At 68.9% G+C, this 24,365-nt stretch carries 20 protein-coding genes; 13 read left to right on the top strand and 7 right to left on the bottom strand.

Annotated elements, in window-relative coordinates; all coding sequences use genetic code 11:
* Positions 1-40: 40 nt before the first annotated feature.
* A complete protein-coding gene (locus ACN6M5_RS07455; RefSeq protein ID WP_168689835.1) occupies positions 41-796 on the bottom strand; it encodes an SDR family NAD(P)-dependent oxidoreductase in 756 nt (251 codons plus the stop codon).
* Between the two features lie 60 nt (positions 797-856).
* On the opposite strand from ACN6M5_RS07455, the gene ACN6M5_RS07450 reads away from it, so the two are divergent.
* Entirely contained in the window at positions 857-1,432 is a 576-nt protein-coding gene (locus ACN6M5_RS07450) for a TetR/AcrR family transcriptional regulator (RefSeq protein WP_434949095.1), read from the top strand.
* 13 nt (positions 1,433-1,445) lie between these two features.
* Positions 1,446-2,240, top strand: a complete 795-nt coding sequence (locus ACN6M5_RS07445; protein WP_434949093.1) for an alpha/beta fold hydrolase — start codon at positions 1,446-1,448, stop codon at positions 2,238-2,240.
* A 20-nt stretch (positions 2,241-2,260) separates the two neighbouring features.
* On the opposite strand, the gene ACN6M5_RS07440 is transcribed toward ACN6M5_RS07445, so the two are convergent.
* Positions 2,261-2,854, bottom strand: a complete 594-nt coding sequence (locus tag ACN6M5_RS07440) for a TetR/AcrR family transcriptional regulator (protein ID WP_434949091.1) — start codon at positions 2,852-2,854, stop codon at positions 2,261-2,263.
* 101 nt (positions 2,855-2,955) lie between these two features.
* On the opposite strand from ACN6M5_RS07440, the gene ACN6M5_RS07435 reads away from it, so the two are divergent.
* Together ACN6M5_RS07435 and ACN6M5_RS07430 are read left to right on the top strand one after the other, a co-directional pair.
* The gene (locus tag ACN6M5_RS07435) at positions 2,956-4,050 is read left to right on the top strand and encodes an ABC transporter permease (RefSeq protein WP_434949089.1); all 1,095 of its coding nucleotides are present in this window, start codon (positions 2,956-2,958) and stop codon (positions 4,048-4,050) included.
* Positions 4,051-4,091: 41 nt separating this feature from the next.
* On the top strand, positions 4,092-5,075 hold the full coding sequence (locus ACN6M5_RS07430) for an aldo/keto reductase (protein ID WP_434949088.1): 984 nt from the start codon (positions 4,092-4,094) through the stop codon (positions 5,073-5,075).
* 191 nt (positions 5,076-5,266) lie between these two features.
* On the opposite strand, the gene ACN6M5_RS07425 is transcribed toward ACN6M5_RS07430, so the two are convergent.
* Positions 5,267-5,779, bottom strand: a complete 513-nt coding sequence (locus ACN6M5_RS07425; RefSeq protein WP_434949086.1) for a hypothetical protein — start codon at positions 5,777-5,779, stop codon at positions 5,267-5,269.
* A 259-nt stretch (positions 5,780-6,038) separates the two neighbouring features.
* The gene (locus tag ACN6M5_RS07420; protein ID WP_085369792.1) at positions 6,039-7,250 is read right to left on the bottom strand and encodes an MFS transporter; all 1,212 of its coding nucleotides are present in this window, start codon (positions 7,248-7,250) and stop codon (positions 6,039-6,041) included.
* Between the two features lie 281 nt (positions 7,251-7,531).
* Here ACN6M5_RS07420 and ACN6M5_RS07415 point away from each other — a divergent pair, with 281 nt between their 5' ends.
* Both ACN6M5_RS07415 and ACN6M5_RS07410 read left to right on the top strand, forming a co-directional pair.
* Positions 7,532-10,003 carry a ribonucleoside-diphosphate reductase subunit alpha gene (locus ACN6M5_RS07415; protein WP_210723951.1) on the top strand — a complete coding sequence of 824 codons (2,472 nt, stop codon included), beginning with the start codon at positions 7,532-7,534 and terminating at the stop codon, positions 10,001-10,003.
* Positions 10,004-10,109: 106 nt separating this feature from the next.
* Positions 10,110-11,099: a ribonucleotide-diphosphate reductase subunit beta gene (locus tag ACN6M5_RS07410; RefSeq protein WP_085369791.1), complete on the top strand. Its 990-nt coding sequence runs from the start codon at positions 10,110-10,112 to the stop codon at positions 11,097-11,099.
* A 90-nt stretch (positions 11,100-11,189) separates the two neighbouring features.
* On the opposite strand, the gene ACN6M5_RS07405 is transcribed toward ACN6M5_RS07410, so the two are convergent.
* Positions 11,190-12,176, bottom strand: a complete 987-nt coding sequence (locus tag ACN6M5_RS07405) for an AraC family transcriptional regulator (protein WP_434949083.1) — start codon at positions 12,174-12,176, stop codon at positions 11,190-11,192.
* A 63-nt stretch (positions 12,177-12,239) separates the two neighbouring features.
* Here ACN6M5_RS07405 and ACN6M5_RS07400 point away from each other — a divergent pair, with 63 nt between their 5' ends.
* The 4 genes from ACN6M5_RS07400 (at position 12,240) to ACN6M5_RS07385 (ending at position 16,991) form a co-directional block, all read left to right on the top strand.
* Positions 12,240-13,070, top strand: coding sequence for a sulfurtransferase (locus ACN6M5_RS07400; protein WP_434949082.1), 831 nt, complete (start codon positions 12,240-12,242; stop codon positions 13,068-13,070).
* 106 nt (positions 13,071-13,176) lie between these two features.
* The gene (locus tag ACN6M5_RS07395) at positions 13,177-14,208 is read left to right on the top strand and encodes a PLP-dependent cysteine synthase family protein (RefSeq protein WP_434949080.1); all 1,032 of its coding nucleotides are present in this window, start codon (positions 13,177-13,179) and stop codon (positions 14,206-14,208) included.
* 18 nt (positions 14,209-14,226) lie between these two features.
* Positions 14,227-15,528 carry an NtaA/DmoA family FMN-dependent monooxygenase gene (locus ACN6M5_RS07390; protein WP_085369787.1) on the top strand — a complete coding sequence of 434 codons (1,302 nt, stop codon included), beginning with the start codon at positions 14,227-14,229 and terminating at the stop codon, positions 15,526-15,528.
* Positions 15,528-16,991 carry an aromatic amino acid ammonia-lyase gene (locus ACN6M5_RS07385; RefSeq protein WP_434949078.1) on the top strand — a complete coding sequence of 488 codons (1,464 nt, stop codon included), beginning with the start codon at positions 15,528-15,530 and terminating at the stop codon, positions 16,989-16,991. The genes ACN6M5_RS07390 and ACN6M5_RS07385 overlap by 1 nt, the downstream gene beginning before the upstream one ends.
* On the opposite strand, the gene ACN6M5_RS07380 is transcribed toward ACN6M5_RS07385, so the two are convergent.
* Positions 16,964-17,470, bottom strand: coding sequence for a GNAT family N-acetyltransferase (locus tag ACN6M5_RS07380; RefSeq protein WP_434949076.1), 507 nt, complete (start codon positions 17,468-17,470; stop codon positions 16,964-16,966). The genes ACN6M5_RS07385 and ACN6M5_RS07380 overlap by 28 nt on opposite strands.
* 231 nt (positions 17,471-17,701) lie before the next feature.
* On the opposite strand from ACN6M5_RS07380, the gene ACN6M5_RS07375 reads away from it, so the two are divergent.
* The 3 genes from ACN6M5_RS07375 to ACN6M5_RS07365 are packed head-to-tail and all read left to right on the top strand — an operon-like array spanning position 17,702 to position 20,381.
* Entirely contained in the window at positions 17,702-18,601 is a 900-nt protein-coding gene (locus ACN6M5_RS07375) for an ABC transporter substrate-binding protein (protein ID WP_434949074.1), read from the top strand.
* A gap of 5 nt (positions 18,602-18,606) precedes the next feature.
* Positions 18,607-19,593, top strand: coding sequence for an amino acid ABC transporter permease (locus ACN6M5_RS07370; RefSeq protein WP_168689825.1), 987 nt, complete (start codon positions 18,607-18,609; stop codon positions 19,591-19,593).
* A complete protein-coding gene (locus tag ACN6M5_RS07365) occupies positions 19,590-20,381 on the top strand; it encodes an amino acid ABC transporter ATP-binding protein (RefSeq protein WP_281727765.1) in 792 nt (263 codons plus the stop codon). The genes ACN6M5_RS07370 and ACN6M5_RS07365 overlap by 4 nt, the downstream gene beginning before the upstream one ends.
* Before the next feature lie 79 nt (positions 20,382-20,460).
* On the opposite strand, the gene hrpA is transcribed toward ACN6M5_RS07365, so the two are convergent.
* Positions 20,461-24,342: an ATP-dependent RNA helicase HrpA gene (gene hrpA / locus ACN6M5_RS07360; protein WP_434952347.1), complete on the bottom strand. Its 3,882-nt coding sequence runs from the start codon at positions 24,340-24,342 to the stop codon at positions 20,461-20,463.
* Between the last annotated feature and the right edge of the window lie 23 nt (positions 24,343-24,365).

Here is a 24,365-nt window from a genome sequence, read left to right as displayed (position 1 = left end):
GGTGAGCGTGACCGAGCGCGCTCGGCCGGAATCCGCCCGGTTACTGGGCGGTGTATCCGCCGTCGACCAGGTGGTAGCTGCCGGTGATGAAGCTCGCGGCGTCGGAGGCGAGGAAGGCGACCAGTGCCGCGACCTCTTCCGGTTCGCCGAGGCGACCGAGAGCGTGCTTGGACTCGAGGAAGTGCAGAGCGTCCGCATCCATCGCGGACTCGACGAGCGGGGTCCGGATGAACCCGGGACCGACGGCGGTGACGCGCACCTTCTTGTCCGCGTACTCGAGGGCCGCGTTCTGGGTGAGGCCCACCAGCGCGTGCTTGGCGGTGACGTACGCGGAGGAGCCGGCGAAGCCGACGCTGCCGAGGATGGACGCCATGTTGACGATGGAGCCGCCGCCGTTGGCGCCGATGGCGTCGAGCTGCGGGCGCATCGAGTAGAAGACGGCGTTCAGGTTGATTTCGATGACCTTGCGCCAGCCGTCGAGCGAGTAGTCGCCGACGGGGTTGGCCTCTCCGCCGATGCCGGCGTTGTTCACGGCGATGCGCAGCGGAGCGAGCTCGTTCGCCGCTGCAACGCTCGCGACGGCGAACTCGGGGTCCGTCACGTCGCCGATGAGGGAGGCTGCCGTGCCTCCCGCTGCCTGGATCTCGCCGACCACCGCAGTGGCGTTCGCCTCGTTCAGGTCGGTGACGAGCACGGATGCTCCGCTCTGCGCGAGCAGCAGGGCGACAGCGCGGCCGATGCCGGAGCCGCCTCCCGTCACGATCGCGGAACGGTTGGCGACGTCGTACTGAGCCATGAGTGAATCTCCTTTCAGTTATCCAACACATGTCGGATAACTCGATTGTACGATCGAAACATGGATGCGCGCCAAGAGAAGACCACTGCCAGACTCAGCGCGGCCATCCTCGCCCTCGCCACCGAGCATCCGGTCGCCGAGGTCACGGTCTCCGAGCTCGCGCGCACCGCCGGTGTGCACCGCTCGACCGTCTACACCTACGCCCCATCGCCCACTGAACTCTTGCAGCGCGTGCTCACCGCGGAGCTCGACGTCCTCCGCGCCGGCTACCTGGTCGATGTCGGCCCGGACGATGCGGTCTCCGCCGTGGCGGGCGTCACGCGTGCCGTGCTGGTGCACGTCGACGAGCACGACGCGATCTACCGGCGCGGCCTCGGGGCGGACAGCGGATCCGCCAGCCTGCACGCCATGCTCAGCGCGCACTTCCAGGGGTCGCTGGAGCTCTTGCTCGATCAGCACAGCATCACGGTGCCCGCCGAATCGCCGGCGGAGCGCCGGATGATCACCCGCTACCTCGCCGACGGCATCATCGGCGCCATCGACGTCTGGCTCGACGGCGACCGGCCCCGCCAGGTGGATGCGCCGATCGCCGTGCTCGACAGGGTACTGCCCGCGTGGTGGCCGCACCGCGTGTGAGAGGGTGGGGCGCATGGGGCGAGTGAAGGACGCGGTCGGACGGCTGTTCCGGCGAGCTCCTCTGCTCCACGTCGCCGGCGATGAGGGGACCGGGCCCGTCGTGGTCCTGGTGCACGGCATCGCATCGTCGTCGGTCACCTTCCAGAACCTCGTGCCGCTGCTCGAACCGACGCGCCGCGTCATCTCGATCGACATCCTCGGCTTCGGGCGCTCTCCGACGCCGCCGGATGCGACGTACACGCTGGAAGAGCACGTCGCCGCCCTGCACGCCACGCTGCGGTCGCTGAAGCTCACGCATCCCTTCGTCCTGGTGGGGCACTCGCTCGGCGCCCTGATCGTCGCCAGGTACGCCGCCCAGTATCCGGATGCGCTGTCCCGGCTGGTGCTCGTCGGCCCGCCGATCTACGGCACCCCGGCGGAGATCGGCGACCGGCGGGTGCGCAGCAGGGTCAGCGCATACCTGCGCGCGTGGGAGTTCCTCCGCAGCAACAAGGACTTCACGATCCGCAACGCGGCCATCCTCGCGAAGCTCCTGCCGATCAAGGGCGTGTTCGAGATCACGGAGAAGAACTGGACCCCGTTCGTGCTGTCGCTGAAGAACTGCATCGAGTCGCAGACCGTGGTCAGCGACCTGGCGCGGGTGCGCGTGCCGGTGGAGGTGGTCTTCGGGACGCTGGACGCGTTCATCGCGCCCGGCAGTCTCGCGGTGATCGAGGCGATGCGGCACGTCACGATGTACAAGGTGGACGGGAACGACCACATCATCCGGAAGCGGCTCGCGCGGGTGGTGGCTGCCGCCTGCGTGTGACGCGCCCCGTGTGAGGCGCCCTAGCCTGGCCGGATGCTCGACGCGGCGGCGAGGTACGCCGCGCTGTCGAAGTCGTCGAACAGGGTGGTCTGCGTGACGTAGCCCTGCACGATGCCGACGTAGAGCGGTGCGTACCGCTCGGCCATGCGGTGTGCATCGTCGTCCCCCACGCCGAGCGATTCGGCGTACCAGCCGGTGAGGTAGTCGGTGAGCATCCCGCGCACCCGATGGCCGATGGAGTCGGTGATCGACCGCAGTTCCGGTTCGTGCGCGACCTCTCCCCAGACCTGCACGAGCATCCCCAGGTCGCCCACCTGGGCCGTCATCCCGCCGATGATGAGGCCGATGATCTCGCCGGGCGCCGGGAGCGGGGAGTGCGTCCTGGCCTCGGCGACCTCCAGGAAGCGGGCGTCGAGCACGTCGGTGATCACCAGCTGGATGATTTCGTTCTTGCTGCTGTAGTGGCCGTAGATCGCGCCGGCGGACAGCCCGGATTCGGCGATGATGTCGGCCATCGACGTGCCCTGGAAGCCGTTCCTGGCGAAGCAGCGCAGTGCGGCCTGGCTGATCTCGTGGCGCCGGGCCGCGCGGTGGGCCTCGGTGACTTTCGGCATCGTCCGCCTCGCTTCCTCGGGAAAAAAGAATGTTCGTTCTTGACAGTAGCCGATGGCGTCCTCACAATAAAGAACGAACATTCTTTTTATTTGGAGTCGCCATGACCACGCCAGCATCCACTCGCATCCCGCACACTCCCTGGGGTCGCGCCCTCGCCATCGCCGTCGCGGCGGCCGTGATCGTCGCGGTCGTGCTCCTTGCCTTCGTCTGGCCCACCATGACCTCCTCGGTGAAAGACGTGCCGATCGCCATCGCGGGCGACAGCGCTCAGGTCGCCACGGTGCAGAAGACGCTCAAACAGAAGACGGACGGCGTCTTCGCCGTGACGGAGGTGAGCTCCCGCGCCGACGCCGTCGACCGCATCCGGACCAGGGACGTGTACGGCGCCATCGTGCTCGGTCAGAAGCCGGAGGTGCTGACCGCGTCCGCGAACGGCGCGGCGGTCAGCCAGATCCTCGGCCAGCTCGCCGGGCAGCTGCAGACGCAGGCCAACGCGCAGGCGGCCGCCGCGGTGCAGCAGGCCGTCGCATCCGGTGCGGCGCCTGCAGGGACCGTCGCGCCCACCATCACGGTGACCGTCACCGACGTGGTGCCGCTCGCCTCGACGGATGCCCGCGGGCTCGGACTCACCGCCGCGTCCTTCCCGCTCGTCCTCGGCGGCCTCGTCGGCGGCATCCTGATCTCCTTCCTCGTCGCGGGCAGCTGGCGCAGGCTCGTGGCCGTCACCGCATACGGGATCGTCGGAGGACTCGGCATCGCGGGCATCATGCAGGCCGGGTTCGGCGTGCTGCAGGGCGACTACGGGATGAACGCGCTCGCCGTCGGCCTCGCGATGTTCGCGACGGCGTCGTTCATCGTCGGGATGAACGCCCTGATCGGCCGGGCGGGCATCGCGGTCGGCGGTGTGCTCACCATGCTGGTCGGCAACCCGCTGTCGTCGGCGGCGCAGCCCATCCAGTTCATGCTGTCTCCGTGGGGCGAGATCGGGCAGTGGTTCATGCCGGGCGCGTCGGCGACGCTGGTGCGCGACCTCTCCTACTTTCCGGATGCCGACACGCTGTTCCCCTGGCTGGTGCTGATCGGGTGGAGCGTCGTCGGGGTGATCGCGATGGTCGCCGGGCATTTCCGTGACCAGGAAGTGGTCGCCGCCGCCGTTCCCGAGCACGAGGACTCGCGCGTGCTGCAGCCGGCGTGAGCGCCGGGATGTTCGCGCGGATGATCGCGTAGCCTGGCGGTATGCAGCAGCGCACACTCGGAAGGACGGGCCGCACGGTCTCCGTCATCGGACTCGGAACCTGGCAGCTCGGCGCGGACTGGGGCGCCGTCAGCGAAGCGGATGCGCTGGCCGTGCTCGACGCGGCCGTCGACTCCGGGGTGACCTTCTTCGACACGGCGGACGTCTACGGCGACGGGCGCAGCGAGCAGCTGATCGGCGCGTACCGTGCCGCGCATCCCGAGCTGTCGCTCACGGTGGCGACCAAGATGGGCAGGCGCGAGGAGCAGGATCCCGCCAACTTCACGCTCGCGAAGTTCCGCGAGTGGACGGACCGCTCCCGCGCCAACCTCGGCGTCGACACGCTCGACCTGGTGCAGCTGCACTGCCCGCCGACGCCGGTGTTCTCGAACGACGCGGTCTACGACGCGCTCGACACCCTGGTCGCCGACGGCGTGATCGCGAGTTACGGCGTCAGCGTGGAGACCTGCGACGAAGCGCTCGCTGCGATCGCGCGACCCGGCACGGCGACGGTGCAGATCATCCTGAACGCGTTCCGCCTGAAGCCGCTCGACGAGGTGCTGCCCGCGGCCCGCGAGACCGGGGTGGGGATCATAGCCAGGGTGCCGCTCGCCTCCGGGCTGCTGAGCGGCAAGTACACGGCGGACACGACGTTCGCCGCCGACGACCACCGCACGTACAACAGGCACGGCGAGGCGTTCGACGTGGGCGAGACGTTCTCCGGCGTCGACTTCGCCGAGGGTGTGGCGGCTGCCCGCGAGTTCGCGGCGCTGGTGCCGTCCGGGCTCACCCCCGCGCAGGCGGCGCTCGCCTGGGTGGCGCAGCAGGACGGCGTCTCCTCGGTGATCCCCGGCGCCCGCTCGCCCGAGCAGGCCAGGGCGAACGCGGTCGCAGGCTCCGCCGCCCCGCTCGGCGCGCCCTTCGAGGCGGCCGTCCGCGACATCTACGACCGCCGCTTCCGCGCCGCGGTCCACCCGCGCTGGTAGGGGGCGGGCGGCGCCGCGCGGCGCGCGCGTCCCGTGCGTCACCCGGCGGGCGTTCCGCAACGGCGGAGATCCGGCAGCGCGTGCTCGCGTTCTCCGTACGAGCGGACGGCCGCGCGGCGTGGCGAGTGGTTACTCCGATCGAGTGGACGTCTGCGCAGCGTGGCGAGTGGTTACTCCGATCGTGCGGAGGCTTATCGGGTGGCGTTGGACGGCGCGGTGCGGGAGAGCTGAGCGCGCAGGTGTGCGTTGGCAGGTTGTGCCAGGACCGACGATGTGGTGTCGATCGTTCCGACGATGCCCGTCAGCGCCTCGACTCCTCCGCAGTCGGCGACATCCCGGACGGTCGGGTATGAGGTGCCGTCGTCGGCTGTGCTCATCACGACGCTGAGGTCGCTGACTGTGCACCCCCACTGGCCGAAGATGTCCGTCCAGGGTGCTGCTTCGAGATACGACAACCACGCAGTCCTGTTCTGGGCGAGCACTGCAGGCGACGCCGGGGCAGTGAGCGTGGCCGGCTTCGGGTTAGTAGCGAGGAACCGTGCCACTGCCGCTTCGTGGACGGCTTGCGCTGACGCGCTCACCGGCGGAGCGGCTGACGCCGATGGTGTCGCGGGCGATACCGCGAGGGCAGGCAACGCCTGCATCCCGACCAGGAGGACCGTGGCGATGACGCCACCGATCAGTGCTGGCTTGCGAATGTTCATGAGGTTCGACCCCACCACCCTGTCGAAGGCCGAGGACGCACCCCCGCGCGTTTTCTCCCCGGCTGCTCCGTGCTCGGAGCGGTTGCAGCTTAGCCGAGGCGATCCCGTTGTGGGCGACGACCTCGTCGACACACACGTCGCTCGTGCCGCCACGCGTCCTGGACAGGACGGCGGGCCCATCCGGATGCGCGTTCTCCGTTTGGGCGGAGTTGGCAGCGGCGTGGCGCGCGTGTTCTCCGTGTGAGCGGAAGCGCACGCGTCAGGACGGCTGGACCGGGACCGGCTCCGTGTCGGGGATGGGGGAGGCGTCGCGGCCGCGGAGGTCGGGGTGGATGCGGTGCGCGAGTGCCGGGACGATGAAGCCGATGAGGGCGAAGATCCCTGCCACGTAGAAGGCGCCGACCGGGCCGGTGCCGTCGATGAGGAAGCCCGCCAGCGCGGAGCCGAGGGCGGCGCCGATCAGCTGGCCGGTGCCCACCCAGCCGTACGCCTCCGCCGTGTCGGAGAATTTGACGCTTGCAGAGACGATCGCGAACAGCACCGCGAGGGCCGGGGCGATGCCGAGGCCGGCGATGATCAGCGTGAGCGACAGGCCCCACCAGGAGCCGAGCATGAATGTGGAGATGACGACGCCGACGAACACGATCAGCATGCGCCGCGCCGTCGCCCACGGCCCGATCGGCACGTGACCGAAGGCGAGGCCGCCGACGAGCGAGCCAAGCGACCAGATCGCCAGCACGATGCCCGCGAACGGCGAGCCCTCGCCGAAGTTGGCGACGACGCCGGCCTCGATCGCCGCGCACGAGCCGATCAGCAGGAAGCCGACCACCGTCGCCAGCAGCACGGGAGGACGCGCGAGCACCACGCCGAACCTCCGCTTGCTGCGCGGGATGCGCACCCGCCCCACCTCGGGAGACGAGATGAACCACAGGCCGCCCAGCAGCATGATCGCCACCGACATCAGGATGCCCTCGACCGTGCCGATCTGGGTGGCCACGAACGTGATCGCCACCGGACCTGCGATCCAGATGATCTCCTGCGCCGAGGCGTCCAGCGAGAACAGGGGAGTGAGCTGGCGCGAGTTGACCATCTTCGGGTAGATGGTGCGCACCGCCGGCTGGATGGGCGGCATGCTGAGCCCGGCGAAGAACGCGATGCCCATCGTCAGCGGGATGGGCATGACGAACAGGCCGATCGCGGCGACGGCGACGGCGCAGAGGACGAGCGTCGTCCACAGCACGAGGCGCATCCCGAGGATGCCCATCAGGCGGCTCGTCATCGGACCGGCGATGGCCTGGCCGATGCTCATCGCCCCGAGTACCAGTCCGGCCGCCCCATAGGAGTGGTGCACGTGCTCGATGTGCAGGAGGAAGGCGAGGGAGAGCATCCCGAACGGGAACCTGGCCAGGAGCTGGGCAGCGATGATCCGCGTGACGCCCGGCGTCTTGAGAAGGCTGGAATACGTGCTCACAAGAGGTCAAGTCTATCGGTGGGATGCGGTTCGCCAAGGGGCGGGGCGGCCTGTGGATAAGTGCATAACTTATGCACATCTGTGGATGACACGCCCACTAGATATGGGGTTCGATAAATGTCGGTACCCCGCTATATAGTGGTCACACGCCGAAACGCACTGCGGTTCTCGCCCAGCGGATTTCGGCCGTGACAAGGGGTTTTGCGGGTGCGTTCTGCGCGCCCGCGGGGATGCACAGACTTCGCCGCTCAGGCAGAGCGGCACATTGAGAGGGAGAGAAAGTGGCAATCACTGTCGTGAAGCGCAACGGCGAACGGGAGCCGTACGACGCGAACAAGATCAACCTGGCCATCGAGACCGCCGCGCAGGGGCTCGACGAGAACATCACCTGGGTCACCCAGATCGCCAGCGAGCTCGAACTGACGCTGTTCGACGGCATCACGACCCAGCAGCTCGACGAGGCCGTGATCCAGGTCGCCCTGCAGAACGTGAAGGACGACCCGGCGTTCGACACGGTGGCCGCCCGCCTCCTGCTCAAGACGATCTACAAGCGCGTCCTCGGCGACTACGAGGGCCACGACGAGCTCGTCGCCCTGCACGCCAGCCACTTCCGTGCATACATCGAGCGTGGCGTCTCCGAGCAGCTGCTCGACCCGCGCTTCACCGACCTCTTCGACCTCGACCGCCTCGCCGGCTACCTCGACCCGTCGCGGGACGGCCTGCTCAAGTACATCGGCGTCGTCACCCTCAACAACCGCTACGGCATCAAGGCCCGCAACGGTGAGACCCTCGAGGTGCCGCAGTACTTCTGGATGCGCATCGCGATGGGCCTGTCCCTCAACGAGGCCGACCCCACCACCCACGCGCTCGAGTTCTACAACAAGATGTCGAAGCTCGAATACCTCGCGGCGGGCTCCACTCTCGTCAACGCCGGCACCGCATACCCGCAGCTCTCCAACTGCTTCGTCATGGAGATGCAGGACGACATCGAGCACATCGCCAAGAGCGTGCGCGACGTGATGTGGCTCACCAAGGGCACGGGCGGCATCGGCCTCTCCGTCACCAAGCTGCGCGCCCAGGGCTCGCCCATCCGCTCCAACAACACCACCTCCACCGGCCCCATCCCGTTCATGCACACGATCGACTCGGTGCTGCGCGCGGTCAGCCGCGGTGGAAAGAAGTTCGGCGCCCTCTGCTTCTACATGGAGAACTGGCACATGGACTTCCCGGAGTTCCTCGACCTCCGCCAGAACTCCGGCGACCCGTACCGCCGCACCCGCACCGCCAACACGGCCGTGTGGATCAGCGACGAGTTCATGAAGCGCGTTCAGAACGACGGTGACTGGTACCTCTTCGACCCGCTGGAGGTCGCCGACCTCAACGAGCTCTACGGCAAGGAGTTCTCGGAGCGCTACGCGTTCTACGTCGGCGAGGCAGAAGCCGGGCGCCTGCACATGTTCAAGAAGATCAGCGCTCGCTCGCAGTTCAAGGACATCCTGATGAGCCTCCAGACCACCAGCCACCCGTGGCTGACCTGGAAGGACACCATCAACAACCGTGCCCTCAACAACAACACCGGCACCATCCACCTGTCCAACCTCTGCACGGAGATCACCCTCCCGCAGGACCGCGACAACGTCTCCGTCTGCAACCTGGCGTCGATCAACCTGTCGCGCCACCTGGTCGACGGCAAGATGGACTGGGCCCGCATCGAGGAGAGCGCGCGCAGCGCCGTCCGCCAGCTCGACAACCTGATCGACATCACGATCTCCAGCGTCGACGAGGCCGACTTCTCCAACCAGCAGAACCGTGCCATCGGCCTGGGCGTCATGGGCTTCACCGACATCGTCGAGCGTCTCGGCTTCAGCTATGAGAGCGAAGAGGCGTACGACCTGATCGACGAGATCATGGAGCACGTCTCGTACGCGGCCATCGACGAGAGCGCCGACCTGGCGAAGGAGCGCGGTGCATACCCGAACTTCGACGGCTCGCGCTGGTCGCAGGGCCTCGTCCCGTTCGACTCCATCGCCCTCACCGAGGCCGACCGCGGCGTGCCGATCAAGGTCAACCGCACCACCCGCCTCGACTGGGACCGCCTGCGCGAGAAGGTCAAGGGCGGGATGCGCAACGCGACCCTCATGGCTATCGCACCGACCGCATCCATCGGCCTGGTCGCGGGCACCACGCCCGGCTTCGACCCGCAGTTCTCGCAGATCTTCAGCCGCTCGACCTCGTCCGGCAAGTTCCTCGAGGTCAACCGCAACCTGGTCGAGGCGCTGCAGGCCCGCGGCCTGTGGGAGTCCACCCGTGAGTCGATCCTGCGCTCGCAGGGCGACATCCAGAACGTGGCCGAGATCCCGGACGACCTGAAGGCCGCGTTCAAGACGAGCTTCCAGCTCTCCCCGTACGCGTTCCTCGAGGTCGCGGCCCGCGCCCAGAAGTGGATCGACCAGGCCATCAGCCGCAACATGTACCTGGAGACCAGGGACATCGGCGACATGATGGACATCTACTACGCAGCGTGGGAGCGTGGCGTCAAGACCACGTACTACCTGCACATGAAGCCGCGTCACCAGGCCGAGCAGTCCACGGTCAAGGTCAACAAGGCCGAGGAGATCTCGGGCGGACGCAAGGGCTTCGCGACGGTCGGGGCAGGAGCTCCCGCCGCATCCACCGAGAAGGCGGAAGCGCCGGCGGCACCGGCTCGCCGCGGGTTCGGCTTCGGAGGACTCTCGACGGGTGGTGAGAAGTAATGAACACCAAGATCGAGGAATACTACGTCCCCGTCGACCCGATGGACGACCTGCAGTGCGAATCCTGCCAGTAGCCAGCTGACCCGAAAGAGAGAGAAGAGACACGATGCCGATTCTGGGAACGGGAATCGAAGAGGGCCTGCTGCTCAAGCCGGTGAAGTACAAGTGGGCGATGGACCTGTACGACCAGGCGGTCGCGAACACGTGGTTCCCCAACGAGATCCAGCTCGGTGAGGACATCGCCGACTTCAAGAAGATGACCGACGAGGAACGTCACGCGGTCACCTTCCTGATGAGCTACTTCAACCCGAACGAGCTCCTGGTGAACAAGGCCCTCGCGTTCGGCGTGTACCCGTACATCAACGCGGCGGAGGCGCACCTCTACCTCGCCAAGCAGATGTGGGAGGAAGCGAACCACTGCATGTCGTTCGAGTACGTCCTCGAGACGTTCCCGATCGACCGCGAGCAGGCGTACAACTCTCACGTGGACATCCCGTCGATGGCCCGCAAGGAGGAGTTTGAGGTCAGCTTCATCAAGCGGATGACGGAGCAGACGCTCGACATCACGACGACGGAGGGCAAGCAGGACTTCATCCGCAACCTCGTCGCGTACAACGTGATCCTCGAAGGCATCTGGTTCTACTCGGGCTTCATGGTGGCGCTGTCGTTCCGCCAGAGGAACCTGCTGCGCAACTTCGGTTCGCTGATCGACTGGGTGGTGCGCGACGAGTCGCTGCACCTCAAGTTCGGCATCAACCTCATCCTCACGGTGCTCGAGGAGAACCCCGACCTGCAGACGCCGGAGTTCGCCAACGAGATCCGCCAGATGATCCTGGATGCGGTGGAGATGGAAGAGGAATACAACCGCGACCTCCTCCCCGGCGGCATCCTGGGCCTGAACGCCAACTACATCAACCAGTACGTCAAGTACCTGGCCGACCGCCGGCTCGAAGAGCTCGGCTTCGAGGCGGAGTACAAGGTCGCCAACCCGGCCAAGTGGATGGCGACGGCGAACGACACGCTCGAACTGGTGAACTTCTTCGAGTCCACCAACACGTCGTACGAGTCGAACGCGAAGGCGTCGACCGGCCACTGAGTCCGGCAGGACAGCGCGACAGGCGCGAACAGCGCGAACGGCGCCGGGGGAGTGATCCCCCGGCGCCGTTCCGCGTTTCCGCGTGCGCACTCAGCGACGGGGATTGCTGCTGCGGAGCGCCTCCGACGGGGAGATCCCGTGCAGTTCCCGGTAGCGGGCCGCGAAGCGCCCGAAGTGATAGAAGCCCCAGGACGTGGCGATCTGCGACACCGACGTGTCCTCCGGGGCGCCGCTGAGGAGCTCGCGGTGCGCTCCCTCCATCCTGACCCGGGTGAGATAGGCAAGCGGGCTGGTGCCGAGGTGCTCCTTGAAGCCGCGGTTGAGGGCGCGCACGCTCGACCCGACGGACGCGGCGATGTCCGGCACAGTGATCGGCTCCCGTACGTTGTCCTCGATGAAGTGCATGGCGCGTCGGACGGTGGCCGGCGCCTGCGGGGCGGGAGGCGCATCCAGCGCCGAGCGGTACTGGTGCTCGGCGGCCAGGAGCAGCCCGGTCGACAGGATGCTGGAGACCTGGGAGGCCAGCAGCGGGTTGACCGCGAGGGCGCCGGAGCGACCGACGGAGTCGATCATGGTCGTGGCGTACGCGTACCACTCCGCCCCTCGGCCGTCGCGGAGGTCGAGGAGCCGAGGGAAGGCGATGAGGGCGGGCGCGTCGATGCCGAGCAGGCGCCCCAGGTCGGCTTCGAGGGCGCGCCGGTTGAACCAGATCATCGCCAGGGACTCGTCATCGGCCGCCCAGCCGCTCAGGGACACCCTGTCGACGGGACCGCCGATCGTTGCGAGCTCCGGTGTGGACTCGGCGTCCGCCCCTCGGCCGTGGAAGCGGATCGTCCCGGTGCTCGGGACGCTCACGGCGTAGGAGTCCTCGGTGCCGGCGACATCGACGGAGACTTCGCAGCCGTAGCGGAGGCGCCCGAACGCGATGGTGCCGACGCGGGCTGCGGTGAGACTGTACGAGAAGGCGGCGTGTGCGTGGACCGGCCGGACGCGATGATCGTTGAAGAGACGCGAGCCGATCGCGATCGACTCGTCCACATCGTTCGTGACGAATGAGTGAATAGGCGTTTCCGTCACTGCTGGTACCTCCGCTTGCTGCGAAAAATTCTACGCCGAAGTTGATGCGTGAGAATGGCTGTTATGACGCTTCTCATCGGCGCGGCCGCGCTGTCCGCCGCCCTGACCTCGTCCGCCCCGCCTCGCGTGCTCGACGTGCGGTGGAAGCTGGGCGGCCCTCCCGGCCGCGACGAGTACGCCGCCGGCCACATTCCCGGAGCGGTATACGTCGACCTCGACACGGAGCTGGCCGGGCACGGTCTGCCGACGGACGGGCGGCATCCACTGCCTGCTGTCGACGATTTCCGAGACGCGGTGCGCCGCTGGGGACTCGACGACGGCGACGACGTCGTGGTCTACGACGACGCCTCCGGCACGTCGGCGGCGCGCGCGTGGTGGCTGCTCCGCCACGCCGGGTTCGAGAGCGTGCGGCTGCTCGACGGCGGCCTGGCCGCGTGGCGCGCAGCCGGGGGCGCCATCGAGACGGAGCCGACCATCCCGGAGCCGGGAACGGCGACCGTCGAGTGGGGAGCCATGCCCACGATCGACGCGGATGCGGCAGCGGCCTTCCCGGAGAGCGGCGTGCTGCTCGACGCGAGGGCCGGCGAGCGGTTCCGCGGCGAGGTCGAGCCCGTCGACCCGCGCGCCGGGCACATCCCCGGAGCGGTGAGCGCGCCCACCACCGACAATCTCGCGGGCGATGGCACCCTGCTCACCGCCGACGCGCTCGCCGACCGGTTCGCGGCGCTCGGCGTCACCCGGGATGCGCCGGTTGCGGTCTACTGCGGCTCCGGCGTGACGGCCGCGCACGAGATCCTCGCTCTGGAGGAGGCGGGTTTCGTCGCCGCGCTCTACCCCGGATCGTTCTCCGCGTGGTCGAACGACGACGACCGGCCGGTCGCGACGGGCGCCTAGCGTCGGCAGCAGTGCGCCCCGCGGCCGGACCGCGATGCTACGGCGTGTGACGTAACAGTCGGCAACAGCCGCACGCCGGCCGGGTATGCGCGCCTACTGTCTCTTCATGACCACCGTCGATGTCCGCCCCGCCGAGGCAGCAGGCGCCGTCGCCGCGCCCGGCGAGGTGCTCGACTCCGTTGCCGCGCTGATCGGCAACACCCCCGTCGTGGAGCTGCGTTCGCTGACGCGCGGCCTCTCCTCTCGCGTGCTCGTCAAGCTGGAGGGACGCAACCCGGGAGGGTCGTCGAAGGACCGCATCGCCCTGAACATGATCCGCACAGCCGAGGCGGACGGGTCGCTCGCCCCCGGCGGCACGATCATCGAGGCGACGAGCGGCAACACCGGCATCGGCCTGGCCCTGATCGGCCGGCTGACCGGGCATCCTGTCGTCATCGTGCACGCGGGCGACATCTCGGACGAGAAGCGCAAGGCGCTCGCTGCATACGGCGCCCGCTTGGTGGTCGCCGACTGGGAGGCCGGGCCGGACGATCCGGCCAACCCGCGCGCCGTCGCCGACCGGATCGCGGCGGAGACGCCGGACTCGTGGCGCCCGGCGCAGTTCGCGAACGCCGCCAACCCGGCCGCGCACTACCAGGGCACCGGCCCGGAGGTCTGGCGTCAGACGGCGGGGTCCGTGACGCATTTCGTCGCGGCCATCGGCACCGGCGGCACGGTCAGCGGCACGGGCCGCTACCTTAAGGACGTGAGCGACGGAGCGGTGCGCGTGATCGGCGCCAACCCCGTCGGCTCGACATACGCGGGCGGGGCCCCCGGCCGCATCCTGGTCGACGGCGTCGGTTCGGCGTGGCCGCGCGAGTGGTGGCCGCACACCTTCGACTCCGACGTGCTCGACGAGGTGCACACCGTCGACGACCGCGAGGTCTACGCGACCGTGCGCAGGCTCGCCGCTGAGGAGGCGCTGCTGCTCGGGCCGTCGTCCGGTCTCGCCGTCGCGGTGGCGTTGCGCACGGCACGGGATGCGCGACCGGGCTCGACCGTCGTGGCCATCGCGCCGGACGGCGGCATCAACTACCTGACCAAGGCGTTCGACCCCGACTGGCTCTCCGCCTCCGGACTCGACGGCGACGGATCGTAGACGGATAGAAACGGACTCATGACTCTTCTCCACTTCGGTTGGTTCCTCGGCGCCGGGTTCGGGGTGCAGGGCTGGGGCGACCCCAGCTACGGCATCGGCTACGACTGGAAGCAGCCGCAGGTCTACCAGGACGCCGCCCGCGTCTTCGAGGCGAGCGGGTTCGACCTGTTCATCATCGAGGACGGCGTCGCCGTCCCGGACACCTACGGGGGCACCGCGGAGGTCAACCTGTCCGCCGCGCGCTTCGTGCCCAAGCACGACCCGCTGCCGCTCGTTCCCTACCTGCTGGGCGCCACGCGCGACCTCGGCATCGTGCCGACCCTCAGCGCCAGCTTCTACGAGCCGTTCACCGCCGCGCGCCTGCTGTCCACGCTGCAGCACTTCGCCGGGGGACGGCTGGGGTTCAACGTGGTCACGAGCGGCTCCGACCTGGCCGCGCAGAACTACGGCCTCGACAAGCAGGTCGACCACGACCTCCGCTACGACAGGGCGGACGAGTGGGTGGATGTGGTCCGCAAGCTCTGGCGCAGCTGGGAGCCGGACGCCATCGTCGAGGACACCGAGCGCGGTGTCTTCGCCGACTTCCGCAAGGTGCACACCATCGACCACGACGGCCGGTTCTTCCGGGTGCGCGGGCCGCTGAACACCGCGCCGGCCGCCGACGAGCCGGTGATGGTGCAGGCGGGCGCTTCCGGGCGCGGCCGCGACTTCGCGGGCAAGAACTCGGACGTGGTGCTCGCGCTCGCCTCCACCCCGGAGAGGATGCGCGAGTACCGCGACAGCATCCGGGAGGTGGCAGCATCCACCGGCCGCGACCCGGACAGCATCAAGGTGCTGTTCGTGGTCAACCCGATCGTCACCGCCAACGCGGAGGAGACGGCGAGCGTCCGCGCGGCCAGGGCCGAGCTGACGCAGGCCGCGATCGACGAGGCGTTGCAGTCCATCTCCTATCTGAGCGGGGTCGACTTCAAAGCGTTCGACCTCGACGCACCGCTGCCGGAGTTGAGCACGAACAGCAACCAGGGCACCCTCGACAACTTCGTGAAGTCCGCCCCGGCGGGGTCGACGCTGCGGGAGATCCTGCAGGTGCGGGCCAGGAAGGACGGCCTCGCCATCGTCGGGACCGCCGACGAGATCGCCGACCACCTCGGCGAGCTCGGGGCTGCGGTCGGCGGCGACGGCTTCCTCTTCACCGGGCAGGTGCATCCGGCGAACGTTCACCGCACGCTCGACGCCCTCGTGCCCGCCCTGCGCCGCCGCGGGCTGATCCGCACGGAGTTCAGCGGCAGCGGCCTGCGGCAGAACCTGCTCGACTTCTGATGGTCACGCTCACGACGGGAGCGCCGACGACGGGCGACATCGTCGCCATCGCCGACGGAGCCCCGGTGCACCTGTCCGCCGAGACACGGGATGCGCTGGCGGCGTCCCGAGCGGTCGTCGAGCGGGCGATCCAGGCGGGGGAGCCCGTCTACGGCCTGAACCGCAGGCTCGGCGCCGGCCGGGATGCGGTGGTCGACCCCGCGGAGTTCGCCGCGTTCCAGCGCCGCACCATCGCCAACCACCGCGGCGGCACAGGCGAACCGTTGGACGGGCGGGAGGTGCGCGCGGTGATCGCGGCGCGGCTCGCCGGGTTCAGCCGCGGAGGCGCCGGGGTGCGGCCGGAGCTGGCGGAGGCGTACGCCGCCCTGCTCAACGCCGGCGTGCATCCGGTCGTCCCGCGGCGCGGGTCGGTGGGGGCGGCAGACCTCACGGTGCTCGCCGAGGTGGCCGCCGTCGTCACGGGCGACGGGCTCGTGCTGGGGGAGGACGGTGCGCTGCTTCCCGCCGCGGACGCACTCGCCGCCGCCGGCCTGGCGCCGCTCGCCCTCGCGCCGCACGAAGGACTCGCCGTGCTGAGTGCGAACGCGTACAGCATCGGCGTCGGCTCCCTCGCCGCCGCGGACGCCGCCGCGCTGGCGGAAACCGCAGACCTCGCCGTCGCCCTCTCGCTCGAAGCAGTGGGAGCGTCGTCGGCGGCCGGCAACCTCAGCCCGTACACCGCGACCATCGCGGACGCCCGCGGCGGAGACGGGCAGCGGGCGTCCGCGGCGCGCATCCGGGATGCGGTGGCCGGGGGAGACCTCGAACGACCCGATCGCGCGGTGAGCGTACAGGACCCGCTCGCGTTCCGCACGGCGCCGCAGCTGCACGGAGCCCTGCGCGAGGCCGTCGACCGGCTGCGCACCGAACTGGACATCGAACTCGCGGCCCGCAGCGAGAACCCGCTGGTGGATGTGGAGAGCGGCCGGATGGTGTCCGGCGGCAACTTCCAGGCGCTCCCGCTGGCGCTCGCATTCGAGAACCTGCGGCTGGTGCTCGCGCACGTCGCCAGCGCGTCGGAGCGGCGCACCGCTGCGCACTCGGTGGCGCTCGCCGCCGCGCGCTCGGCGGGGGAGACGCGCATCCCTGGCCTGCTGCTCTACTCGGCGGCGGCAGCAGTGGCCGAACTGCGCCAGCTCGCCGCGCCCGTGACGCTCGGCATCACGACGCTCTCCGGCGTGGAGGATCACGCGACACTCGCGCCCGTGGCGCTGCAACTGGCGCAGCGGTCGCTGGGGCTCACCGCCGAGGTGCTCGCGGTCGAGGCTCTGCACGCCACGGACCTGCTCGGCGTCAGCCGGGCGACGGCGGCCGGAGCGGGCACGGGGCCGCTGCACGCGCGGCTCTCGGCCCTGGTGGCCGAGGAGCTGACGGCGGCCGAACTCGCCGAGCGGGCTCAGAGCGTCTTGCGGAACCCCAGGTAGGAGACGCGCTCCCAGTCGTCGTCGAGGTCGAACAGCGGCTGGTAGCCGAGGGAGAGGTACAGGCCGACGGCCTCCGGCTGCCTGGCCCCGGTGGTGAGCACGATGTTCGCGATCCCGCGCCGCGCCGCCTCGGCCTCGAGCTCGGCCATCACGCGGCGCGCGAGGCCCCTGCGGCGGTACGAGGAGTGCGTCCACACGCGCTTCACCTCGACCGTGTCGTCGTCCTCGCGCATGAACGCGCCGCCCGCGACGGGCTCGCCGTCCACCAGCAGCAGCAGGAACGTGCCGCCCTGCTCGGCGCTGAACCGTTCGGCCGGGTAGCGGGACAGCTCCACCGATGACGGGATGCCGTCGTTCAGCCCGTAACGCTCGTCGTACTCGCGCGACAGCTCGGCGACGAGCGGCGCGGCGATGGCGTCGTCGGGGGAGGTCACCAGCACGACGGCTGATGCGGCGAAGTCGGCAGTCTGTTCGGTCACTGATCGACGATAACCCGTGCCGCGCATCCCATCCACCGCGTCGTCACAGTTCGTCGTGTTTAAGTGCGCCTGACTGCGGAATCAGTGCAATAAATCCGGAAACCTGTACGAAATCTCCGCGAAAAACTGCGTTGCACGCGTGAATTAGTGTGAATGAACCGCCCCGCGGCTGAGGTATGCTCCCATCACCCGCACCTGCATCCCTGCACAGGAAGAAGGACGAACAACATCATGCGCATCCGATCCGTGGCCACCGTGGCCGCCATCGCCGCCGTTGGAGCGCTCGCGCTCAGCGGCTGTGTCGACAACTCCACGCCCGCCGACAGCAGCTCACCGTCGAGCGCGTCGGGCGTGAAGAAGGACGACACCCTCGCCGGACAGCTGCCCGCCGACATCAAGAAGGCCGGAAAGCTCACCGTCGGCATGGACAACACCTACCCGCCGAACGAGTACAAGGACGACAGCGGCCAGCCCGCCGGCTGGGAGGTGGAGCTGACCAACGCCATCGCGGCCAAGCTCGGCCTGAAGGTCGACTTCGCCATCGCGAAGTTCGACAACATCATCCCGAGCATCACCGGTGGCAAGGACGACTTCGGCATGTCCTCGTTCACCGACACGACCGAGCGCGAGAAGCAGGTCGACTTCGTCAACTACTACACCGCCGGCATCATGTGGGCATCGGCCAAGGGCAAGACGGTCGACCCGGACAACGCCTGCGGCCTCAAGGTCGCCGTCCAGGCCACCACCTACGAGGACACCGACGAGGTCCCCGCCAAGTCCAAGGCGTGCACCGACGCCGGCAAGCCCGCCATCCAGGGCCTCCGGTTCGACACCCAAGATGCGGCCACCAACGCCGTCGTCCTCGGCCAGGCCGACGCGCTCAGCGCCGACTCGCCGGTGACCCTGTACGCCATCTCCAAGTCGAGCGGCAAGCTGCAGGCAGCAGGCAAGGCGTTCGAGGTCGCCCCGTACGGTCTGCCGGTCAAGAAGGACTCCAAGCTGACGCCGGTGCTGCAGAAGACGGTCCAGGCCCTGATCGACGACGGTGCGTACGGCAAGATCCTCGACAAGTGGGGCGTCGCCGACGGCGCCGTCACCACCGCCGAGATCAACGCCGCCTCGAAGGGCTGAGTGAGATGACCCTGGGCAACCAGGACCGGCCGGCGACGGGGGCAACCCCGTCGCCGGCCGGCGCACCGCCCTCCGAACCGATCAAGGCGATCAAGCTCAAGCACCCGTGGCGGATCGTTTTCGCCGTCGTGCTGATCCTGCTGGTCGTCTGGTTCGTGATCGACGCCTCCCAGCGCGACGCGTACGGCTGGCAGTACGTCGGCAAGTACATCTTCGACAAGCGCATCAGTGCTGCCGCGCTCGTCACCCTGCAGCTGACGATCTACTCGATGATCATCGGCGTGGTCCTCGGCCTCATCCTCGCGGTGATGCGCCTCTCGCCGAACCCGGTGGTGAAGTCCATCGCGTGGCTGTATCTCTGGATCTTCCGCGGCACCCCCGTGTACGTGCAGCTGGTGTTCTGGGGCCTGTTCTCGCTGATCTACCCGAAGCTGTTCCTCGGCGTTCCGTGGACGGACTGGGGCGTGACGTTCGACCTCGGCTTCATGCAGAACGCGTTCATCATCGCTGTCATCGGACTCGCGCTCAACGAGGCCGCGTACATGGCCGAGATCGTGCGCGCGGGACTCCTGTCGGTCGACTCCGGTCAGGAGGAGGCCGCGACGGCGCTCGGGATGGGCTGGGGCCGCACGATGACCCGCATCGTCATCCCGCAGGCCATGCGCGTGATCATCCCGCCGACCGGCAACGAAGTGATCTCGATGCTGAAGACCACATCGCTGGTGGCGGCGATCCCGCTGACCACCGACCTGTACGGTGTCGCCCGCGACATCTCGGCCGTCACGTATACACCGGTCCCGCTGCTGATCGTCGCCTCGTGCTGGTACCTGCTCTTCACCTCCATCCTGATGGTCGGGCAGTACTTCCTGGAGCGCCGCTTCTCGCGCGGGGTGAACGCCCGCAGGCCGGACAGAGGAGACGGAGCAGCGCTGACCGGCGCCGTGCCCGTCGCCGGTGTTCCGGACGGCAACGACCTGGGAGGTAAAGGATGAGCGACCAGGCTGTGACATCGAAGCCGGGGACCCCGATGGTCCTCGCCGACGGCGTCTCGAAGAGCTTCGGCTCCAACGAGGTGCTGAAGAGCATCTCGCTCTCGGTGAACCCGGGAGAGGTGCTCTGTATCGTCGGGCCGAGCGGCTCGGGCAAGTCGACCTTCCTGCGCTGCATCAACCACCTCGAACGCGTGGATGCGGGCCGCCTGTCCGTCGACGGCCAGCTGGTCGGCTACCGCCAGCACGGCGACAAGCTCTATGAGCTGAAGCCGAAGGAGGCCGCCAGGCAGCGTCGCGAGATCGGGATGGTGTTCCAGCGGTTCAACCTGTTCCCGCACATGACGGCGCTCGAGAACGTGATCGAGGCGCCGATCCGGGTGAAGGGCGTGCCGAAGGCGCAGGCCGTCGCCCGGGCGCAGGAACTGCTGACCAGGGTGGGCCTCGGCTCGAAGGGCGACCACTATCCGGCGCACCTGTCCGGCGGTCAGCAGCAGCGCGTCGCCATCGCGCGGGCGCTGGCGATGGACCCGAAGCTGATGCTGTTCGACGAGCCCACCTCGGCGCTCGACCCCGAGCTGGTCGGTGAGGTCCTCGACGTGATGAAGGGGCTCGCCGCATCCGGTATGACCATGATCGTGGTCACCCACGAGATGGGCTTCGCCCGCGAGGTGGCCGACGAGCTGGTCTTCATGGACGGCGGCGTGGTCGTCGAGTCCGGCGACCCGCGCGAAGTACTCGCCAACCCGCAGCACCAGCGCACCCAGGCGTTCCTCTCCAAGGTGCTCTGACCCGTCCCCAGCAATCGAGTCCGAACTTGTTCACGCCTGCGCCCGGCGCGGCGCGTGAATAAGTTCGGACTCGATCTCTTTAAGAGCCGAGGACCTTGCGGATGCGCTGGAGGGAGACGGACTCGGCGGTGCCGAGCGACTGGGCGAAGAGGGAGACGCGGAACTCTTCGAGCATCCAGCGGGCGTGGACGACGTTGGCGGGGGCGTCCGGCGCCAGCGGGATGCGGCCGCCCGCCTCGGTGTAGAGGGCGACGGCGGTCTCCACCTGCGTCTGCCAGGCGCGGTCGCGGCCCGGGTTCACCGGCAGGGCGGCGATGCGCTGGCTGATGCCGTTCAGGTAGCGGGGCAGGTGCTGCAGCTGGTCGAGGCCGGTCGCGGAGACGAACCCCGGGTAGACGAGTCCGGCGAGCTGCGCCTTCGCGTCGTTGAGGGCGGACAGGAAGACGAGGCTCGTCGCACCGCCGATCGCCTTCTCCGCTGCGCGGGCGGCGGTCAGGATGCGGGTGACCAGCGCCACCGTCGTGAACATCGAGTCCATGACGATGGCGGAGACGCGGTCGCGGACCGCCTCGAACTCGGCGCGCATGAACACCTGGCCGTCCGGCTTCATCCGGTACAGCACGCTGTCGATCACGGCCAGCAGGCAGTCGTCGAAGAGCGCCTTCGTGTTCGGGTATGGACTCGCCGCCAGGGTCAGCTTCTCGTTCGAGGTGAGGTGCTGCTGCACGTACGCCACCGGCGACGGGATGCTCGCCAGCAGCAGGCGCCGCACGCCGCCGGGCATCGCTTTGGCCTGGTCGGCCGGGGTGCCCATCAGCCGGATGCTCACGCTGTCGCCGTCGTCGACGAGCGCCGGGTACGCCCTGATCACGTTCTTCGAGCCGCCTGGACCCTCCTGGGTGCTGTCGAGGAAGCGAGGGAGCTCGTCGATGTCCCAGGTGGTGAGGCCGGAGCGCTCGATCGCGTTCGGGGTGCGCGCCTCGGCGACGCGGGCCACCGAGTCCCTGGCGCGGGAGCGCAGCCTGTCCTGCAACACCGCCAGGTCTTTGCCGGAGGCGATCGGGCGGCCGCGTTCGCCCACCACCTGGAACGTGGGGGACAGGTGGGCCGGGATGCGCTCCCGCTCGAAGTCGGAGCCGCTCACCCGGGACCCGGTCATCCTGCTGATCGTGGCCGCGAGGGTGTCCGCGAGGGAGGCGGCGGGTTTCTCGCCGTCGTGGGCGTGCATCCCTGCCGTGCCGCTCAGCTCGCCGAGCAGCCGGGTCGCCCAGTCGGCGGCGGGGACCACCTGACGGCGGATCGCCTTCGGCAGCGCCTTGATCATGGCCGTGACCAGGTCGTGGCGGAGGCCGGGCACCTGCCAGTCGAAGCCGTCCGGCAGGAGGCCGGCGAGCAGGGGCAGCGGCACCTGCACGGTCACGCCGTCGTCCTCCGCTCCCGGTTCGAAGCGGTAGCGGAGGGTCAGCTGCTGGTCGCCCTGGCGCCACACCGGAGGGAACGCGTCGTCGTCGACCGGGGCGGAGTCCGCATCCAGCAGCGCATCCTGCGTCATCGTCAGCAGGTCGGGGGTGTCGTTCCTGGCCTTCCTCCACCAGCCCTCGAACGAGCGCGTCGAGACGACATCGGCCGGGATGCGTGCGTCGTAGAACTCGAACACGGCCTCGTCGTCGTTGAGGATGTCGCGGCGCCGGGTGCGCTCCTCCAGCTCGCGCAGCTCGGCCCGCAGCTTCGTGTTGGCGCGGTCGAACGCCTGCTTCGAGTCCCACTCGCCCTCCACCAGGGCGTGCCGGATGAACAGCTCGCGGGACAGCTCCTGGTCGATGCGCGCATACTGCACCCGGCGGCGCGGGATGATCGGCACACCGTACAGGGTGACCCGCTCGTAGGCGACGACAGCGCCCTGGTTCTTCTCCCAGTGCGGCTCGCTGTAGCTGCGCTTGCAGAGGTCGCCCGCGATCGGCTCGGCCCAGGCGGGGTCGATGGCGGCGTTCATCCGGGCGAACAGGCGGCTCGTCTCCACGAGTTCCGCGCTCATTAGGGCGTTCGGCTGCTTCTTGGCGAGTGTCGAGCCGGGGAAGATCACGAACCGGGTCTGGCGGGCGCCGAGATACTCGGCCGATCGGGCGCCGCGCGCGCCGCCCTTGTTGCCTGACGCCGTGAGGTCTTTGAGCCCGATGTGCGAGAGCAGACCGGCGAGCAGCGACTTGTGGATGCCATCCGGGTTGACGGACGGCTGACCCATCGTGAGGCCGAGCGGTTTGGCCAGCTGACGCAGTTGCCGGTACACGTCCTGCCACTCGCGCACCCGCAGGAAGTTGAGGAACTCGGCCTTGCACATCCGGCGGAACGCGCTCGACGACAGTTCTTTCTGCTTCTCCTCCAGGTAGTTCCAGAGGTTGAGCAGGGTGAGGAAGTCGCTGGTCGGGTCGGCGAAGCGGGCATGCTGCTCGTCGGCGGTGCCCCGGCGCTCCACCGGGCGTTCGCGCGGATCCTGGATGGTGAGCCCTGCGACGATGGCCATCACCTCGCGGGAGGTGTTGTGCCGCTTGGACTCCACGACCATCCGGGCGAAGCGAGGATCGATGGGCAGCTGCGCCAAGTTGCGGCCGACCTTGGTCAGCGCGTTCTCGCCGTCCTTCGTCTTCACCACGGCGCCGAGTTCCGCCAGCAGATCGAGACCGTCCTTGATGCCCCGCGAGTCCGGCGGGGTGAGGAACGGGAAGGCGGCGATGTCGCCGAGGCCCAGCGAGATCATCTGCAGGATGACGGCGGCCAGGTTGGTGCGCAGCACCTCCGGCTCGGTGAACTCGGGGCGCTTCTCGAAGTCTTCCTGCGAGTACAGCCGGATGGCGATGCCGTCGCTGGTGCGGCCGGAACGCCCGGAGCGCTGGTTGGCGCTCGCCTGCGAGATGGCCTCGATCGGGAGGCGCTGCACCTTGGCGCGGACGCTGTACCGGCTGATGCGGGCCGTGCCGGCGTCCACCACGTACTTGATGCCCGGCACGGTGAGGCTGGTCTCCGCGACGTTGGTGGCGAGCACGACCCTGCGCCGGATGCCCGGCATGCTGGACGGCTGGAACACCCGGTGCTGCTCGGCGGACGACAGGCGGCCGTAGAGCGGGAGGACCTCGGTGCCCGGCAGGTTGCGTCCTCGCACGGCGTCCGCCGCATCCCGGATCTCGTTCTCGCCGGAGAGGAACACCAGCACGTCGCCCGGCGCCTCGCGGGCGAGCTCGTCGAGGGCGTCGTTGATGCCCTGCAGATAGTCGCGGTCGGCGGAGGGGACGGGATCCACGTCCTCGTCGTCGTCGTCGGTGAGTGCGTCGGCGACGAGCGGCCGGTAGCGGACCTCCACGGGATATGTGCGTCCGGAGACCTCGACGATCGGGGCCGGGGTGCCGTCCGCAGAGGCGAAGTGCGCGGCGAAGCTCTCCGGATCGATGGTCGCCGACGTGATGATGACCTTGAGGTCGGGACGCTTCGGAAGCAGCTGCTTCAGATAGCCGAGCAGGAAGTCGATGTTGAGGCTGCGCTCGTGCGCCTCGTCGATGATGATCGTGTCGTACTTGCGGATCATCCTGTCGCGGTGGATCTCGTTGAGCAGGATGCCGTCCGTCATCAGCTTGATGCGGGTGTCGGAGGAGACGCGGTCGGTGAACCGCACCTGGTATCCGACGGTCGCGCCGACGTCCTCGCCGAGCTCCTCGGCGATGCGCTCCGCGATGGTGCGGGCGGCGAGGCGGCGCGGCTGCGTGTGGCCGATATTCGTGCGCCCGAGCTCCAGGCAGATCTTCGGCAGCTGCGTGGTCTTGCCCGACCCGGTCTCGCCGGCCACGATGACCACCTGGTTGTCGCGGATGGCGCGGGCGATCTCATCCCGTTTCTGACTGACCGGCAGCTCGGGAGGGAAGGTGATCGTGGGAGACATGAGCCTTCTATCCTCCCATGTCGCGGGCGGAATGTTGCAATATCCATTGCCTTCGC

This window comes from Leifsonia araucanica (assembly GCF_051161895.1).
GTDB lineage: Bacteria > Actinomycetota > Actinomycetes > Actinomycetales > Microbacteriaceae > Leifsonia.
This window is presented reverse-complemented; position numbering and strand designations above follow the sequence as displayed.